The 14,865-nt window shown below is 71.4% G+C and carries 10 protein-coding genes and 2 pseudogenes; 10 read left to right on the forward strand and 2 right to left on the reverse strand.

Annotated features, from left to right (window positions below):
- Window positions 1–8 precede the first annotated feature (8 nt).
- Entirely contained in the window at window positions 9–2,246 is a 2,238-nt protein-coding gene (locus tag ACGFRB_RS09935) for a glycoside hydrolase domain-containing protein (RefSeq protein ID WP_393241299.1), read from the reverse strand.
- 956 nt (window positions 2,247–3,202) lie between these two features.
- Between ACGFRB_RS09935 and ACGFRB_RS09940 the strand changes: the two genes are divergently transcribed.
- From ACGFRB_RS09940 to ACGFRB_RS09980, 9 genes and pseudogenes are all read left to right on the forward strand, one after another.
- Window positions 3,203–3,334 carry a hypothetical protein gene (locus ACGFRB_RS09940; RefSeq protein ID WP_361224853.1) on the forward strand — a complete coding sequence of 44 codons (132 nt, stop codon included), beginning with the start codon at window positions 3,203–3,205 and terminating at the stop codon, window positions 3,332–3,334.
- A 167-nt stretch (window positions 3,335–3,501) separates the two neighbouring features.
- The gene (locus tag ACGFRB_RS09945; RefSeq protein ID WP_393241302.1) at window positions 3,502–4,542 is read left to right on the forward strand and encodes a 3-isopropylmalate dehydrogenase; all 1,041 of its coding nucleotides are present in this window, start codon (window positions 3,502–3,504) and stop codon (window positions 4,540–4,542) included.
- Between the two features lie 263 nt (window positions 4,543–4,805).
- Window positions 4,806–5,918 carry a branched-chain amino acid aminotransferase gene (locus ACGFRB_RS09950; protein WP_363000981.1) on the forward strand — a complete coding sequence of 371 codons (1,113 nt, stop codon included), beginning with the start codon at window positions 4,806–4,808 and terminating at the stop codon, window positions 5,916–5,918.
- 99 nt (window positions 5,919–6,017) lie between these two features.
- A pseudogene (locus ACGFRB_RS09955) lies at window positions 6,018–6,286 on the forward strand (agmatine deiminase family protein); the annotation flags it as partial.
- A gap of 69 nt (window positions 6,287–6,355) precedes the next feature.
- Window positions 6,356–6,808, forward strand: a complete 453-nt coding sequence (locus ACGFRB_RS09960) for a hypothetical protein (RefSeq protein WP_363000979.1) — start codon at window positions 6,356–6,358, stop codon at window positions 6,806–6,808.
- Between the two features lie 55 nt (window positions 6,809–6,863).
- Window positions 6,864–7,013: pseudogene (locus ACGFRB_RS09965) on the forward strand (TetR family transcriptional regulator C-terminal domain-containing protein); the annotation flags it as partial.
- Between the two features lie 81 nt (window positions 7,014–7,094).
- A complete protein-coding gene (locus ACGFRB_RS09970; RefSeq protein ID WP_393241306.1) occupies window positions 7,095–8,489 on the forward strand; it encodes an MFS transporter in 1,395 nt (464 codons plus the stop codon).
- 287 nt (window positions 8,490–8,776) lie between these two features.
- Window positions 8,777–10,408 (forward strand): citramalate synthase, encoded by a 1,632-nt coding sequence (gene cimA, locus ACGFRB_RS09975; protein ID WP_363000975.1) that lies wholly within the window; start codon window positions 8,777–8,779, stop codon window positions 10,406–10,408.
- 183 nt (window positions 10,409–10,591) lie between these two features.
- Window positions 10,592–11,953 carry a hypothetical protein gene (locus ACGFRB_RS09980; protein WP_393241309.1) on the forward strand — a complete coding sequence of 454 codons (1,362 nt, stop codon included), beginning with the start codon at window positions 10,592–10,594 and terminating at the stop codon, window positions 11,951–11,953.
- A gap of 279 nt (window positions 11,954–12,232) precedes the next feature.
- On the opposite strand, the gene dnaN is transcribed toward ACGFRB_RS09980, so the two are convergent.
- Window positions 12,233–13,384, reverse strand: a complete 1,152-nt coding sequence (gene dnaN / locus ACGFRB_RS09985) for a DNA polymerase III subunit beta (protein WP_393241312.1) — start codon at window positions 13,382–13,384, stop codon at window positions 12,233–12,235.
- A 218-nt stretch (window positions 13,385–13,602) separates the two neighbouring features.
- On the opposite strand from dnaN, the gene ACGFRB_RS09990 reads away from it, so the two are divergent.
- Window positions 13,603–14,757: a serine hydrolase domain-containing protein gene (locus ACGFRB_RS09990; protein WP_393241315.1), complete on the forward strand. Its 1,155-nt coding sequence runs from the start codon at window positions 13,603–13,605 to the stop codon at window positions 14,755–14,757.
- Window positions 14,758–14,865: the final 108 nt, after the last annotated feature.

Consider the following 14,865-nt stretch of genomic DNA (forward strand, 5'->3'; position numbering starts at 1 on the left):
GGCCTACCTCATCCGGCGGCGAGCTGGCGGACGAGATTGTTGTACTTCTCGAAGATGTGGTAGAGCCCCATCCGCTTTCCGGCGTCGGTCTCGGCCTGGGTGCCCCATCCCTGGTAGCGGCGGATGATCTCGAAGATCTCCCCCTCGGTGTAGTCCAGGCTCATGGGGCGCAGCACGGTCTCGCCGGACGGCGGGTTGCCGCCGCCGGGCTTGCCCACGACGCCCCACAGGTGGATGAGCGGCACGGTCCGCATGGAGAAGGCGTTGTCCTTGTTGATCTTCTGCCACATCTCCCAGATGTCACCGTCCTTGGACGGGTCGGTGGGAGTCCCGGTGACGAAGCCCTGCGCGATGCCGTAGTTCCAGGCGCGGATGCCGACGTTCCCGCTGATCTGCGCGATCCCGGTCGACGAGTCCTTGACCAGCCCGATGCCGGTGAGGTGGTACGCGGCGACCTGGTGGTCCACGGCCTGGTCGAGCAGGTCGTAGTGCCGCATCTCCCAGTACGCCGAGGTCTGGATCAGTGCCTTGCGCATGGCGTACGCGCGGGAGAGCTGGGTGGTCTGCGCGTCGTGCGCCATGATCGTCTCGAAGCACTGGGTGTGCGTGAAGAGACGGGCGTCGGTGCCGGAGCCGCCGTCGTCGTCGAATCCGATGCTGCGCATGTACCGGCTGAGGTCGTCGTGCAGCGCGTTGAGGAAACCGCCGTCGAAGCCGACGTCGGGGAGCGGCGGGCGGGGGGCGTCGAAGGAGCCCTGGCCGGTGTCCCGGCCCGAAGCGACGTCGACGTCGATCTCGATGGCACCGGCGCCCGACCCCACGTTGCGGGTGACGATCTGGTCGTACGCCCAGTCGGCGGGCAGCGGGTAGCCGAAGTTCCCGGAGAAGCCGGAGGACATGTCGGAGACGAACGAGGCGGTGGAGTGTCCGGCCTCGCCGACCCGGGTGCAGACGTTACGGGGCCCGTACACGCCGATCGCGAACCGTCCGCCGTCGACCTCAAGCGCGTCCACGATGCCCTTGAAGTGCGGCAGGACATTCGATGTCACCTCATGGTCGAGGGCGTCGAAGTCGACGGCGAAGAAGATCCGGGTGCCGGGCTTGAAGCCGTGGTCGAGGGCGGCGTTGGCGGCGGCCTGGCCGGCGGCCCGGCCCGCCGCGTAGGTGAAGCCCGAGGCGTCCCGGCCGTACGTCTGGTAGATCGGAAAGCAGCGCAGACCGTTCGCGGCGATGGTGGCCAGTTCGCCGGGCTGGATGGCCTTCTCGGGCAGCGAGGTGGAGCTGGGGTTGGTGAGGTAGCGGCCGATGTACTTCACCCCGGCGGCCTTGAGCGCGGCCGCCCGGGCGTCCGTGATCTTGGTGACTCCGTCACAGGCCTCGCCACTGCGGTTCTGGTCGCCGTAGGAGACGAGCAGGGAGGCCCAAGTGGAGAAGTCACCGGTGCCGGAGACCGGGAGCTTCGCGAAGGACTGGAAGCTCTGGACCGCCGTGGCGACCGCGCTGGTGAAGTCGCCGAAGGCGACCGACCGCTGGTTGAGGATCATCGCGCCGGTGAAGAGCCGCGCCCAGTTGCCGGAGCTGCCGACCGTCAGGGTGTGCGACTTGAGACCGGACTGCGTGCCGGGGCCGAAGACGCCGTTGGCGACGCCGTCCGCCATACCGAGCTCGTACTGGACGGCGAAGAGCAGCGACTTGGCGACATCGCGCGAGTGGTGGCCGTCGCAGGGAATGGCGTAGAAGTCCGAGCGCAGGATGTACTGGCCGTTGAGCCACTGCTGGACGGACCGGACGGCGCCGGAGCCGCCGGAGACGGTGACGTACGCGTCCATGTTGAGCAGGCCCTTGACGACCTTCGGCCACAGCGCGCTGCCCGGGTAGACCGTGCCCAGTCCCATGTCGGAGTTGAGCTGGGCGACGGACTGCTGGACCCGGGAGCTGTACGTGCCGTCGATGCCGCCGCCGTCGTACCCCTTGCAGTACAGGGCGGACTGGAGGATCCGGCAGAAGTCCGCGGACGGGACGTTGGACGCGTCGATCTTGCCGTACTTCGAGGCCAGCGCCGCGAGGGTGGCGGGGCCGAAGCTGTTCGACAGGGCGGTGATGCCGAGCTCGTACTGGAGCGCGCGGGTCAGGGCGTACATCGTGTTCCAACCGGTCTGACCGTTCTCCTCGACGGTCATGCCGATGCGGCTGCCATAGACGCGATTGACGAAGACCTGTGCTTGGCGCACCATCTCGTCGGCCATGGGGTGTCTCCTCTCCGTAAGGGCAAGCGGGGGCAAGCGGGAGCAGGGAAGAGCGGGTCGCGCACGAGCGGGGTGGTACGGGCCGGGGCCGCCGGACGGGCCGGGGGTGGGGGTGAGGTCCTGGTGCGGTGGCTCGGGAAGGGGCGGCTCGGGGCGGGTTGGGTCCCGGGAAGACGCGGGATTCGGGGAAGCGCCGGGTACGGGAGGACGCCGGGGCCGGGAGGTGCCTCGGCTGGGGACGCCGGGGCGGGAGTGATCAGCCTCTGGACGGTCTCTGGGCAGGGGCGGAGACCGGAGTGGTCGTGGTGACGGTGCCGAGCGGCGCCGTGGTGACGCGGTGTGTCCTCGAAGCAGAACGCACGGATGGCTCCTGTGGTGTTCTCCCAGGCGGGCGCCCCGACAGTGGTGCCGGCGGTCGGGAGGCCCGCGTGAACAGACGCGAAGGACCCGTCAGTGAGGTCAACTCCCTTGTAGGCCTTTCGAGTTGACCATTTCATGACCCAAGTGAAGAGGGGTGGGGATATGTCGGGGTGATCTATATCGAATCGGTCTTCTCGCGCGGACTTCGTGATCATTCCGTGTCCGAGGAGCCGTCGAATGTGCGCCCTGGAACACGCACAACCTTCCCTCGTTCACTCACCTCGCGCGCGATCTTTCCCCGCAGTCCCCGCGGTGCGCCCATCCGAACGGGACGATCGCGTCTCAGATAGTAGGAAGCCCGAGTATTTGTGGAGACAAGTGCGAGGGTCTGTCCTAGCTTTGTAGGAGCCGAACGTCTCGCTTCATCAGCGAATGGCGGCCCAGAGCGCGACGCCCCGCGCAGGCAACCCCTGCGGCGGCGCTCCCCGCCCCTCCGGCGCCCGCACGTACGCACGTACGCCTGCGCGTACGCACCTTCGCTCACCGTGGATCTCCGCACGTCCGGATGATCGTGGATCTCAAGGAGTCGATCTCTCATGGCCGCTCAGACCGCCCGCCGCGTCCGCCACTCCGCCGCCCGCTCCACCGACGAGGCCCGCCAGAACGCCGCGGCCGCCCTCCAGCGCGCCCTCGACCGCCGTGACAACGGCGGCTCCACCGGTCACTGATCCCTCTTCGCCCCCGTCTACGCCCCGTCTTTTCGGGGGTCCGGCATCCCTCGGGTCCCGGCGCGCGGCCGCGTCACCTGAGCGCCGTGTCCACGATCCAGGAAGCGACGCCGTCCGCATCGTGGACGTCATGTGTCAGACGGTGGGACGGCACGTAAGGTACCCGCATGTCTCACAGCATCGATCTCGCAGTCATCCCCGGCGACGGCATCGGCCAGGAGGTCGTGGCCGAGGGCCTCAAGGTCCTCGCGGCCGTCCTCCCGCAGGATGTGAAGCTGGAGACCACCACGTACGACTTCGGCGCCCGGCGCTACCACGCCACCGGCGAGACCCTCACCGACGCCGACCTCGACGCCCTCAAGCGGCACGACGCCATCCTGCTCGGCGCGATCGGCGACCCGTCGGTCCCCTCCGGCGTCCTGGAGCGGGGCTTCCTGCTGAAGCTCCGCTTCGCCTTCGACCACCACGTCAACCTGCGCCCCTCGAAGCTGCTCCCCGGCGTCGCCACTCCGCTCGCCGGCCAGCCCGCGATCGACTTCATCGTGGTCCGCGAGGGCACCGAGGGCCCGTACACCGGCAACGGCGGCACCATCCGCAAGGGCACCCCGCACGAGGTCGCCACCGAGGTCTCCGTCAACACGGCCTTCGGTGTCGAGCGGGTCGTCCGCGACGCCTTCGCCCGCGCCCAGGCCCGCCCCCGCAAGAAGCTCACGCTGGTCCACAAGAACAACGTGCTCACCTTCGCGGGCCACCTCTGGACGGACGTCTTCGAGAAGGTCGGCCGCGAGTACCCCGAGGTGACCTGCGACTACCTGCACGTCGACGCCGCGACGATCTTCCTTGTCACCGACCCGGCCCGGTTCGACGTGATCGTCACCGACAACCTCTTCGGCGACATCATCACCGACCTCGCCGCCGCCGTCTCCGGTGGCATCGGCGTCGCCGCCTCGGGCAACATCAACCCCAGTGGCGAGTTCCCTTCCATGTTCGAGCCGGTGCACGGCTCCGCGCCGGACATCGCGGGCCAGGGCAAGGCCGACCCGACGGCCACCGTGCTCTCGGTCGCCCTCCTGCTGCGCCACCTCGGACACGAGTCCGAGGCCGCCCGGGTCGAGGCGGCCGTCGCCGCCGACCTCACCGAGCGCGGCGACCGCGTCCGTACGACGGGCGAGATCGGCGACGCGCTCGTGGTACGGGTAGCGAGCTGACCCGCCGGTTTCCGCAAGGCAGCCGCCGGGTCGCAGACGCCCGGCGGCTGTACCGACGACGGCCGCGGAGGGCACCATCACTTCGGACCGCGTCCACACCGTTTCGTGCACCGGCCGTCACGCGCGATAATCGAACGTGGGGCCGCGGCATGCGTGAATGCTCGGACGTCCTGGCAGTGACTCACGTGACATGACATGTGACGTGGGTGGCTGCGGAGCGGCGTGAGCGCGGTCCGACACACACAACGGTGAAGGACACGCACATGACGACGCCCACGATCGAGCTCAAGCCCTCTTCCAGCCCGCTGTCCGCCGTAGAGCGCGAGGCCATCCTGGCCGACCCGGGATTCGGCCGGCACTTCACCGACCACATGGTCACCATCCGCTGGACCGAGGGCCGCGGCTGGCACGACGGCCAGCTCGTGCCGTACGGCCCGCTCGCCCTGGACCCCGCGACCAACGTCCTGCACTACGCGCAGGAGATCTTCGAGGGCCTGAAGGCGTACCGCCGCCCCGACGGCTCGGTCGCCACCTTCCGTCCCGACGCCAACGCCCGCCGCTTCCAGGCCTCGGCCGCCCGGCTCGCCATGCCCGAGCTGCCGGTCGAGACCTTCATCGAGGCCTGCGACCTCCTCGTCCAGCAGGACAAGGAGTGGGTGCCGGCGCACGGTGGCGAGGCCTCTCTCTACCTGCGCCCGTTCATGATCGCGACCGAGGTCGGCCTGGGCGTCCGCCCGGCCAACGAGTACCTGTTCGTGGTCATCGCCTCCCCGGCCGGCCCGTACTTCCCGGGCGGCGTGAAGCCCGTCTCCATCTGGGCTTCCGAGGACCGGGTCCGCGCCGTCCCCGGCGGCATGGGCGACGCCAAGACCGGCGGCAACTACGCGGCCTCCCTGCTCGCGCAGGCCGAGGCGGCGGCGAAGGGCTGCGACCAGGTCTGCTACCTCGACGCCGTCGAGCACAAGTGGGTCGAGGAACTGGGCGGCATGAACCTGTACTTCGTGTACGGGGGCCGCGACGGCGCTCCGACGCGGATCGTCACCCCGACCCTCACGGGCTCGCTGCTCGCGGGTGTCACCCGTGACTCGCTCCTGAAGATCGCCCGCGACCTCGGGTACGAGTCGGAGGAGGCGCGCGTCTCCATCGACCAGTGGCAGAACGACACCGAGAACGGCACCCTCACCGAGGTCTTCGCCTGCGGTACCGCCGCCGTCATCACCCCCGTCGGCACGGTCAAGGCCGAGCGCGGCGAGTGGCAGCACTCGGGCGGCGAGCCGGGTGAGGTCTCGATGAAGCTGCGCGAGGCGCTGCTCGCCGTCCAGACCGGCAAGGCCGAGGACGTGCACGGCTGGATGCACGAGCTCGGCAAGAAGTAAGGGCTCGAAGAAGGGCCGAGGAAGGCCTGAGGAAGGGCCGGAGAAGCCCTTCGACCGGAGCGCCCGGGTGGCCACACCGCCCGGGCGCTCCGGCGTATCCGGGGCCGGGCGCTGGAGGTCGTGGAGGTGCCGGCCCCGACCGTGCTGAAGAACGAGGACGGCGGCTGGGCCGACTACTCGTACATCAACCACTACCTCTGCAACGGCGCCGTGATCCTCTGCGCCTTCGACGACCCGCACGACGAGATCGCGGCCGGGATCTTCCGCCGGCTCTTCCCCGAGCGCGAGATCGTCCTGGTCGACGCCCCCCGATTTTCGCGGGCGGGGGAGGCGTCCACCGCATCACCCAGCAGCAGCCCGCCGGGTGAGGTTCTCTTGAGGAAGGCTCAGGGAAACGCGGGTGCGGGGCCCGGGGCGGGCGTGCCAGGCTGACCGTCATGCCCGGCCCGAACCCCCGCCCCGGCGCGTACGCGCTCACCTTCCACTACTCCCTGCCCGACGACGCCTGGTATGTGGAGCTGGACGACCTCGCCGACGGCGGGCGGACGGTGCTGACCGGGGTCGTGCCCGACGAGGACCCGGCGCGCGAGCCGACCGTCTCTTACGACCCGGTCGCGGGGCACCAGGACATCCCGTACGACGTCGTGCGCTGGTTCCTGGACCACGTCGAGGAGGAGATCCGCACCTCGCGCGCGTGGATGGCGCTGCGGCCCGAGATCGTCGAGGTGATCCGGACACTGCGCGAGGAGTACCTCGGGGTGATCGGCGACGAGGAGGTCGCCCCCGTGCTCGCCGGGCTGCGCGGCACCGTACCCGAGGCCGATCTGGCCGACGTGATGCACCACGCCTTCGGCCGCGGAGCGGACGGAAGCCTGCCGGAGGGCCCCTGACAGGGAGACCCCGAGAGGGCGACCCCCGACGATCCCTGACAGGGGGTCCCTGGGGAGGACCCCGGACGCGGACCGGGCGGCGCACCGGACGCGGGCCCTGCTCGACGGATTCAGCGTGCACGTCGCGGTCGGCATCCCCGGCACGGGGCGGGAGCAAGTCCTCGATCATGTAAGGGAGTTCATCTCCGAAACCCTGCTTCCGTGATCTTTAGGAACGCAAGTAATCCCGATCGTTGTGCCATGTTCCCTTGTTGGGGGCAGCGGTCTTCCGGCACGGTGTCGGGCCATGGGACGAGAGCACTGGAAGAAGATCTGGGTCGGCTCCGCCGGCAACATGGTCGAGTGGTTCGACTGGTTCGTGTACGCGAGTTTCGCGACGTACTTCGCGGGGGCGTTCTTCCCCGAGGGCAACGACACCGCCAAACTCATGAACACCGCCGGCATCTTCGCCGTCGGCTTCTTCATGCGGCCGGTCGGCGGCTGGCTGCTCGGCCGGGTCGGTGACCGCAAGGGCCGCAAGGCGGCCCTCACCCTCACCGTCACCCTGATGTCCGCCTCGGCGGTCCTCATCGCCGTCGCCCCGACGTACGGCGTGGCCGGTTACGGCGGCGCCGCCGTACTCCTGGTCGCCCGGCTCCTCCAGGGGCTGTCGGTGGGCGGCGAGTACGCCGCCAGCGCCACGTACCTCACCGAGGCGTCCGCGCCCGAGCACCGGGGCTTCGCCTCCAGCTTCCAGTATGTGTCGATGACCGCCGGCCAGATCCTCGGCCTCGGCCTCCAGATCATCCTCCAGCGCACCATGTCCGACGACACCCTGCACAGCTGGGGCTGGCGCATCCCCTTCATCGTCGGCGCCCTCGGCGCGGCCGTGGTGTTCTACCTGCGGCGCACCATGCTGGAGACCGAGGTGTACGAGGAGACCGCGGACGACGGGGTGGCCAGTGGCGAGAAGGGCACGATCAAGGCGCTGTGGGCGCACAAGCGCGAGGCGCTGCTCGTGATCGCGCTCACCATGGGCGGCACCGTGGCCTACTACACGTACACCACCTACCTCACCAAGTACCTGTCCAACTCCGCCGGACTGCCCAAGCGGACCGCCACCCTGGTCTCCTTCTGCGCGCTGATCGTCTTCGCCTGCCTGCAGCCGCTGGCCGGCCGGCTCTCCGACCGGATCGGCCGGCGCCCGCTGCTCATCACCTTCGCCGTCGGCTCGACCCTCCTCACCGTGCCGATCATGACGATGCTGAAGCACGCGGGTTCCTTCTGGCCGGCCCTCGGTCTGTCGCTGCTCGCGCTCGTCGTCGTCACCGGGTACACCTCCATCAACGCGTGCGTGAAGGCCGAACTGTTCCCGACCGGCATCCGCGCGCTCGGGGTGGCCCTGCCGTACGCCATCGCCAACGCGCTGTTCGGCGGCACCGCCGAGTACGTGGCGCTGTGGTTCAAGGACGCGGGCGTGGAGTCCGGCTACTACTGGTACGTCGCGGGCTGCGCGGCCGTCTCGCTGATCGTGTACGTGACGATGCGCGAGACCCGGGACATCGACCTGGGGCGGGTGGCCGGAGCCGGTGCGGGGTCCGGGGCGGGGTCGGGATCCGGCGCCGGGTCCGGGTCCGGGGCTGAGGGGGCTTCGGCGGGGCCGGCCGGGAAGCCGGTCCCGTCCGCCGATTCCGCATCGTGAGATCGGCGTCCACAGCGCTCGGAGCCTGTGGCAGACTGCCGGCGTGCTCGCTACCACGATGATTATCGGCAGCAGCGCGCCGGTCCGCAGTGACCGCTGAGCCGTGGGACCGTATATCCCCACGGCCGGCGGCCATCGTGCCCCAGACCCGCGCGCAGACCTCTCGCACCCGCGAGGGGTTTTTTCGTTTTCAGAGCCCCATCACAGGCCGAAACGGACCGCGCGTGAGAATGGGGGCAAGTGGATCCAGACCTTCCGGAGCCACATCCGACAGGAGCCATCACGTCATGACCACGGAGAACGGCGAGAACGGCCGAAGCGCCGTCCGCGACGACCGCGACGTCTTCCACGTCTTCGACACGACGCTGCGCGACGGCGCGCAGCGCGAGGGCATCAACCTCACCGTCGCCGACAAGCTGACCATCGCGCGGTATCTCGATGACTTCGGCGTCGGCTTCATCGAGGGCGGCTGGCCGGGCGCCAACCCGCGCGACACCGAGTTCTTCGCGCGCGCCCGGCGCGAGATCACGTTCAAGAACGCCCAGCTCGTCGCCTTCGGCGCCACCCGCCGGGCCGGCTCCACCGCCGCCGAGGACCCGCAGGTCAAGGCGCTGCTCGACTCCGGCGCCCCGGTGATCACGCTGGTCGCCAAATCGCACGACCGGCACGTCGAACTGGCCCTGCGCACCACCCTGGAAGAGAACCTGGAGATGGTCCGCGACACCGTCTCCCACCTGCGCGCCCAGGGCCGCCGGGTGTTCGTCGACTGCGAGCATTTCTTCGACGGCTACAAGGCCAACCCCCTCTACGCCAAGGACGTCGTCCGCACCGCGCACGAGGCCGGCGCCGACGTCGTCATCCTCTGCGACACCAACGGCGGCATGCTGCCCGCCCAGGTCCAGGCCGTCGTCGCCACCGTCCTCGCCGACACCGGCGCCCGGCTCGGCATCCACGCCCAGGACGACACCGGCTGCGCCGTCGCCAACACCCTCGCCGCTGTCGACGCCGGTGCCACGCACGTGCAGTGCACCGCCAACGGCTACGGCGAGCGGGTCGGCAACGCCAACCTCTTCCCCGTGGTCGCGGCGCTCGAACTCAAGTACGGCAAGAAGGTGCTGCCCGATGGCGCGCTCGCCGAGATGACCCGGATCTCGCACGCCATCGCCGAGGTCGTCAACCTCACCCCCTCCACCCACCAGCCGTACGTCGGCGTCTCCGCCTTCGCCCACAAGGCCGGGCTGCACGCCTCCGCGATCAAGGTCGACCCCGACCTCTACCAGCACATCGATCCCGAGCGGGTCGGCAACACCATGCGGATGCTGGTCTCCGATATGGCGGGCCGCGCCTCCATCGAGCTCAAGGGCAAGGAGCTGGGCGTCGACCTCGGCGGCGACCGCGAACTGGTCGCCCGCGTCGTCGCCCGGGTCAAGGAGCGCGAGCTCCAGGGCTACACGTACGAGGCCGCCGACGCCTCCTTCGAACTGCTGCTGCGCGAGGAGGTCGAGGGCCGGCCGCGCCGCTACTACCGCACGGAGTCCTGGCGCGCCATCATCGAGGACCGCCCGGACGGCACCCACGCCAACGAGGCCACGGTGAAGCTGTGGGCCAAGGGCGAGCGCATCGTCGCCACCGCCGAGGGCAACGGTCCCGTCAACGCCCTCGACCGGGCGATGCGGGTCGCCCTGGAGCGGATCCATCCGCAGCTCGCGCAGGTCGAGCTGACCGACTACAAGGTCCGCATCCTGGAGGGCCGCCACAGCACCGAGTCGACGACCCGGGTGCTCGTCACCTCCACCGACGGCAACGGGGAGTGGCGGACGGTCGGCGTCGGCACGAACGTCGTCGCCGCCTCCTGGCAGGCCCTGGAGGACGCTTACACCTACGGGCTGCTGCGGGCGGGCGTCGAACCGTCGGAGTGAGCAAGGGGGCCGGTGCCCCGGGGCGAGGAAGCCCGGGGCACCGGCCGCCGGCCGCCGGACATCAGGGATCTCCGGTCGCCGGGACCCGCGGGTCTCCGGGGAAATCAGGGGCGCCTTTCAGGGAAATCCCCTATGTCCCGTTCGATTGCGTTCGGGTAGCGTCGAGGCATGAGGATCAGGGCCATGTCCACCCGGCAGACGGCGACCGCGCTCACCGGCCTGCTGCTCCTGCCGTTTCTGCTGCTCCTGCTCCTGGCGCCCACCGCGGGCGCCAGGTCCGCCGGGGTCGCCGACGTGGCCGCCGCCCTGCGCCAGGGGCCGGTGTACGTGGATCCGGCGGCGGCCGGGCAGCTGTCCAAGGCCGACGCGGACGCGCTCGCGAAGAAGATCAAGGACGCGGACAAACCGCTGTTCGTGGCCGTGCTGCCCGCGAACGAGCAGTACCCGCCGAAGGACCTCTTCTCGAATCTGCGCACCCGGACGGGGATCACCGGCCTCTACGCGATACGCCTCGGCGACGGCTTCGACGCCAAGGCCGACCACACGGTGATCTCGAAGACCGCCGTGCACAACCTCGTCACCGCCGCACGACAGCCCGGCGTGGACACGAAGACCGAACTGAACGACTTCGTCGACCAGGCCCTGCCCACCCTGCGCGGCTCCGCGCCCGCGTCCTGGGGCGCCTCCGGTACCGACTCCGGGGTGCCGACGGGCGCCCTGATAGGCCTGGGCGCGGTGGTCGTGGCCGGCGGCGCCGGGGTGTACGCGGTCGCGCGTCGCAACCGGCTGCGCAAGGAGGCCGAGGAGCGGGCCGCGCTGGACAGGCTGCGGGTCGTCGTCGACGAGGACATCACCGCCTTCGGCGAGGAACTGGACCGGCTCGACTTCCAGCCCGGCGAGCCGGGCGCCACCGATGCCATGCGCGCCGACTACGAACGGGCCCTGGACTCCTACGACCGGTCGAAGTCCCTGATGGCCGCCGCCACCCGGCCGGGCGAGGTGCGCCCGGTCACCGAGACCCTGGAGGACGGCCGCTTCGCGCTCGCCGTGCTGGCCGCCCGGCGCGAGGGCCGGCCGCTGCCCGAGCGGCGCTCCCCCTGCTTCTTCGACCCGCGCCACGGCCCGTCCGTCGCGGACCGCACCTGGACCCCGGCCGGCGGCGCCTCCCGCGAGGTCCCGGTCTGCGCCGCCGACGCGGCCCGCCTCGACGACGGTCTCGACCCGCAGGCCCGTACGGTCGAGACCGACGCCGGCCGCCGCCCCTACTGGGAGGCGGGCCCGGCCTACGGCCCCTGGGCCGGCGGCTACTTCGGCGGCGGCATGCTGCCCGGCCTCCTGGTCGGCACCATGCTCGGCTCGATGCTCGCCACCCCGGCCTACGCCTCCGAGTACGGCGGCGGGGACTTCCAGGGCTTCCAGGGCGGCGACGTCTCGGGCGCCGACTTCGACCCCGGTGACTTCGGATCGGGCGACTTCGGCGGAGGCGGCGACTTCGGGGGCGGCGGGGACTTCGGCGGGGGAGGCGACTTCGGCGGCGGCTTCTGACGCCGGGGGTCCCGGCGGGCCCGGTGGTCCTGGGGCCTGGCGGCTCTGGTGACCCCGGCCGTCCGGTGACCTTCGCGGCCCCGGTAATTCTGACGGTCTGTCCGGCGGTCCCGGGGACCCGGCGTCCTCTGCGGTCCGTGGCCTATGGCAGTCCCGGTGACCCCGGCGGCTCCCGCAGCCCAGCGGACCGTCGTCCCGGGAGCCCCGGTGATACCGCCGGTCCCGCCAGTTCTGCCGACGGTGCCGCGGGTCCTTCGGGCCCGGCGGGTCTCCGCCCCCTCAGACCAGGGGCTTGACGGACATCAGCAGGTGGCGGTGGGATCCGGCCCCGACGTCGGCGGCGCCGGCGGCGTCGGTGAGCAGGGCACGCTGGCCCGGGCCGAGAAGGCGCAGGCCCAGCTGCGGGGCCTCGAAGGAGGCGAGTGCGTCGAGCAGATAGCCCGGGTTGAAGGCGACCGTCATCGTCTCGGCGCCGGTCAGTACGGCCGGCAGCCGCTGCGAGGCCACGTCGTCCTCGTATCCGGCCTGGAGGTGCACGGTCGTGCCGTCGAAGGCGAGCTGCACGGGGCTGTCGCCCTCCGCGACCACCGCGACCCGCTTCACGGCCTCCACCAAGGGCGCCCGCTCGGTGACCGCGACCGCGTGCTCGCCCAGCGCGAAGAGCTTGTCGTGCCGGGGCAGCCGTCCGTCGAGCAGGCGGGTGGTGGTGCGCAGACCACCGCTCTCGAAACCGAGCGAGCCCGCGTCCAGGGCCAGCCGGACCGTACCCGCGCCCGCGAGCGACCGGGCGATCTCGACCAGCCGACGGGCCGGCACCACCACATCGGCGATGTTGCCCGTCCCTTCCCCGGACCCCGCCTCGCCTCCGGACCCAGGCGCCTCCGGCTTCCAGTCGAGGGTGCGCACCGCGTACCGGTAGCGGTCGGTGGCGGCCAGTGTCATCGTCGTGCCGTCCAGGGCGAGCCGGATGCCGGTGAGTACCGGCAGCGAGTCGTCCCGGCCCGCCGCCACCGCCACCTGACCGACGGCCGCCGCGAAGGCGTCCGCGTCCACCGCACCGCGCCAGGCGGGCAGCAGGGGCGGGGCCGGATAGTCCTCCAGCGGCAGCAGGGAGAGGCCGAAGCGGGCCTCGCCGCTCGTCACCGAGAGCCGGGCTCCCTCGATCGCGCACTCCACCGGTCCGTGCGGCAGCACCTTGCAGATGTCGAGAAGCCGACGGCCGAGCACCAGAGCCCGGCCGTCCCGGGCGACCTCGGCGCCGGCCTCGATCCGGGCGGACGCCTCGTAGTCGAGCCCGGAGACGCGAAGCCGCCCGTCCGCCGCCTCCAGAAGCAGCCCGCCCAGGACGGGTACGGGGGAGCGGGCGGGCAGTACGCGGGCGGCCCAGGCCACGGTCTCGGTCAGAACGGCGCTGTCGATGCGGAATTCCATTCCGCCGACGCTAACGACCACCACTGACAATCACGCCGCACGCCGGCCCGCAACTCCGGCCGCCCCAAGCCGAGATCCGGACGTGGCCGTGTCCTTCGTCCTTCCTGTCGTCGGACCGGACTCCCTCCTGAGAACCGGTCCCGAGCATCGGGAATCCGGCAACGCAGTTGATCGTTCCGCTGTTCGAGACCGGGAACGGACCAAGGGGGAGCGGGGACATGACCGAGGTGCACGGGACGGTGGCGGCCGGATTCGAGTCCGTACGGGAGGCGTTCGCGACCGTCGCGGCGGCCGAGGCCCGCGACGGCGGCGCGCAGCTCGCCGTCTACCACCGGGGCCGTCAGGTCGTCGACCTCTGGGGTGGTGACGGCGTCGACGGAGACTCCTTGCTTGCCCTCTACTCCTCCTCCAAGGGCGTGACGGCCCTCGTCGTCGCCCTTCTCGTCCAGGACGGCGTACTCGACCCGGACCGTGAAGTGGTCTCCTGGTGGCCCGAGTTCGCCGCCGAGGGCAAGGAACGTCTGACCCTGCGCGAACTGCTCGCGCACCGCTCCGGGGTCATCGGCGTCGAAGGCGGCTTCACCCCCGCCGAGCTCACCGACGACCGCGCCGCGGCCGCCCGGCTCGCCGCCCACCGCCCGTACTGGGAGCCCGGCTCCGGCCACGGCTATCACGCGCTCACCTTCGGCGCGCTGGCCGGCGAGGTGGTCGTGCGGGCCACCGGCCGGACGGTCCACGAGCATTACGAGGAGCGGATCCGCGCCCCGTACGGCATCGACTACCACCTGGGCCTGCCCGAGGAGTTGGAACCGCGTTTCCGTACGGCGCTGCCGCTGGTTCTGTCCCCCGCCCAGGCGGCCTTCCTGAGGGCCGGCAAGGGCGGGCCGGACAGCCTCCTCGACCTCGCCTTCGGGCAGCACGCCGACCCGCCCTTCGACGCGGTCGCGTACGGCAACACGCGCGCCGTACGGGCCGCCTCCCCGCTCTCCGCCGGTGGCGTCGGCAGCGCGCGGGGACTCGCCCGGGTGTACGCGGCGGTCGCGGGCGAACTCGACGGCCGCCCGCCGCTGCTCGCCCCCGGCACGCTCGCCGAGGTCTCCCGCGTCCACTCCTCGGGCAAGGACCTGGTCACCGGCGAGCACAACGCGTTCGGCCTGGGCTTCGTCCCGCTCGCCACCCGCCACCCCGAGCTGGGCCCGACCGCCATCGGCCACAGCGGTGTGCCCGGCAGCCAGGCCTTCGCGGATCCGTCCCGCGCGCTCTCCTACAGCTACGCCCGCCGCCGTTTCGCCTTCCTCGGCGGCCCCGGCGCCCTGGAGAACAACCGGCTGATCCGCGCGGTGGCGCGCGCCGCCGACGAGGTCGCCGGGTGAGGCCGGTCCGGGGGCGGGCCGGGGGCGGGCCGGCATGCCCGGCGATGCGCCCGGCGGGACACCCGGGGCCCGAGCGCCGGATGCCACCGCCGGCCCGCCGCCCCTGAC

Source organism: Streptomyces sp. NPDC048718 (assembly GCF_043198875.1).
In the GTDB taxonomy this organism is placed as follows: Bacteria; Actinomycetota; Actinomycetes; order Streptomycetales; family Streptomycetaceae; genus Streptomyces.

Bases quoted from the DNA above. Each gene is read 5' to 3' on its own strand.
- cimA (WP_363000975.1), top strand. From the start codon at position 8,777: ATGACCACGGAGAACGGCGAGAACGGCCGAAGCGCCGTCCGCGACGAC.
- ACGFRB_RS09950 (WP_363000981.1), top strand. From the start codon at position 4,806: ATGACGACGCCCACGATCGAGCTCAAGCCCTCTTCCAGCCCGCTGTCC.
- ACGFRB_RS09935 (WP_393241299.1), bottom strand. From the start codon at position 2,246: ATGGCCGACGAGATGGTGCGCCAAGCACAGGTCTTCGTCAATCGCGTC.
- ACGFRB_RS09940 (WP_361224853.1), top strand. From the start codon at position 3,203: ATGGCCGCTCAGACCGCCCGCCGCGTCCGCCACTCCGCCGCCCGCTCC.
- ACGFRB_RS09970 (WP_393241306.1), top strand. From the start codon at position 7,095: ATGGGACGAGAGCACTGGAAGAAGATCTGGGTCGGCTCCGCCGGCAAC.
- ACGFRB_RS09990 (WP_393241315.1), top strand. From the start codon at position 13,603: ATGACCGAGGTGCACGGGACGGTGGCGGCCGGATTCGAGTCCGTACGG.
- ACGFRB_RS09945 (WP_393241302.1), top strand. From the start codon at position 3,502: ATGTCTCACAGCATCGATCTCGCAGTCATCCCCGGCGACGGCATCGGC.
- ACGFRB_RS09960 (WP_363000979.1), top strand. From the start codon at position 6,356: ATGCCCGGCCCGAACCCCCGCCCCGGCGCGTACGCGCTCACCTTCCAC.
- ACGFRB_RS09980 (WP_393241309.1), top strand. From the start codon at position 10,592: ATGTCCACCCGGCAGACGGCGACCGCGCTCACCGGCCTGCTGCTCCTG.
- dnaN (WP_393241312.1), bottom strand. From the start codon at position 13,384: ATGGAATTCCGCATCGACAGCGCCGTTCTGACCGAGACCGTGGCCTGG.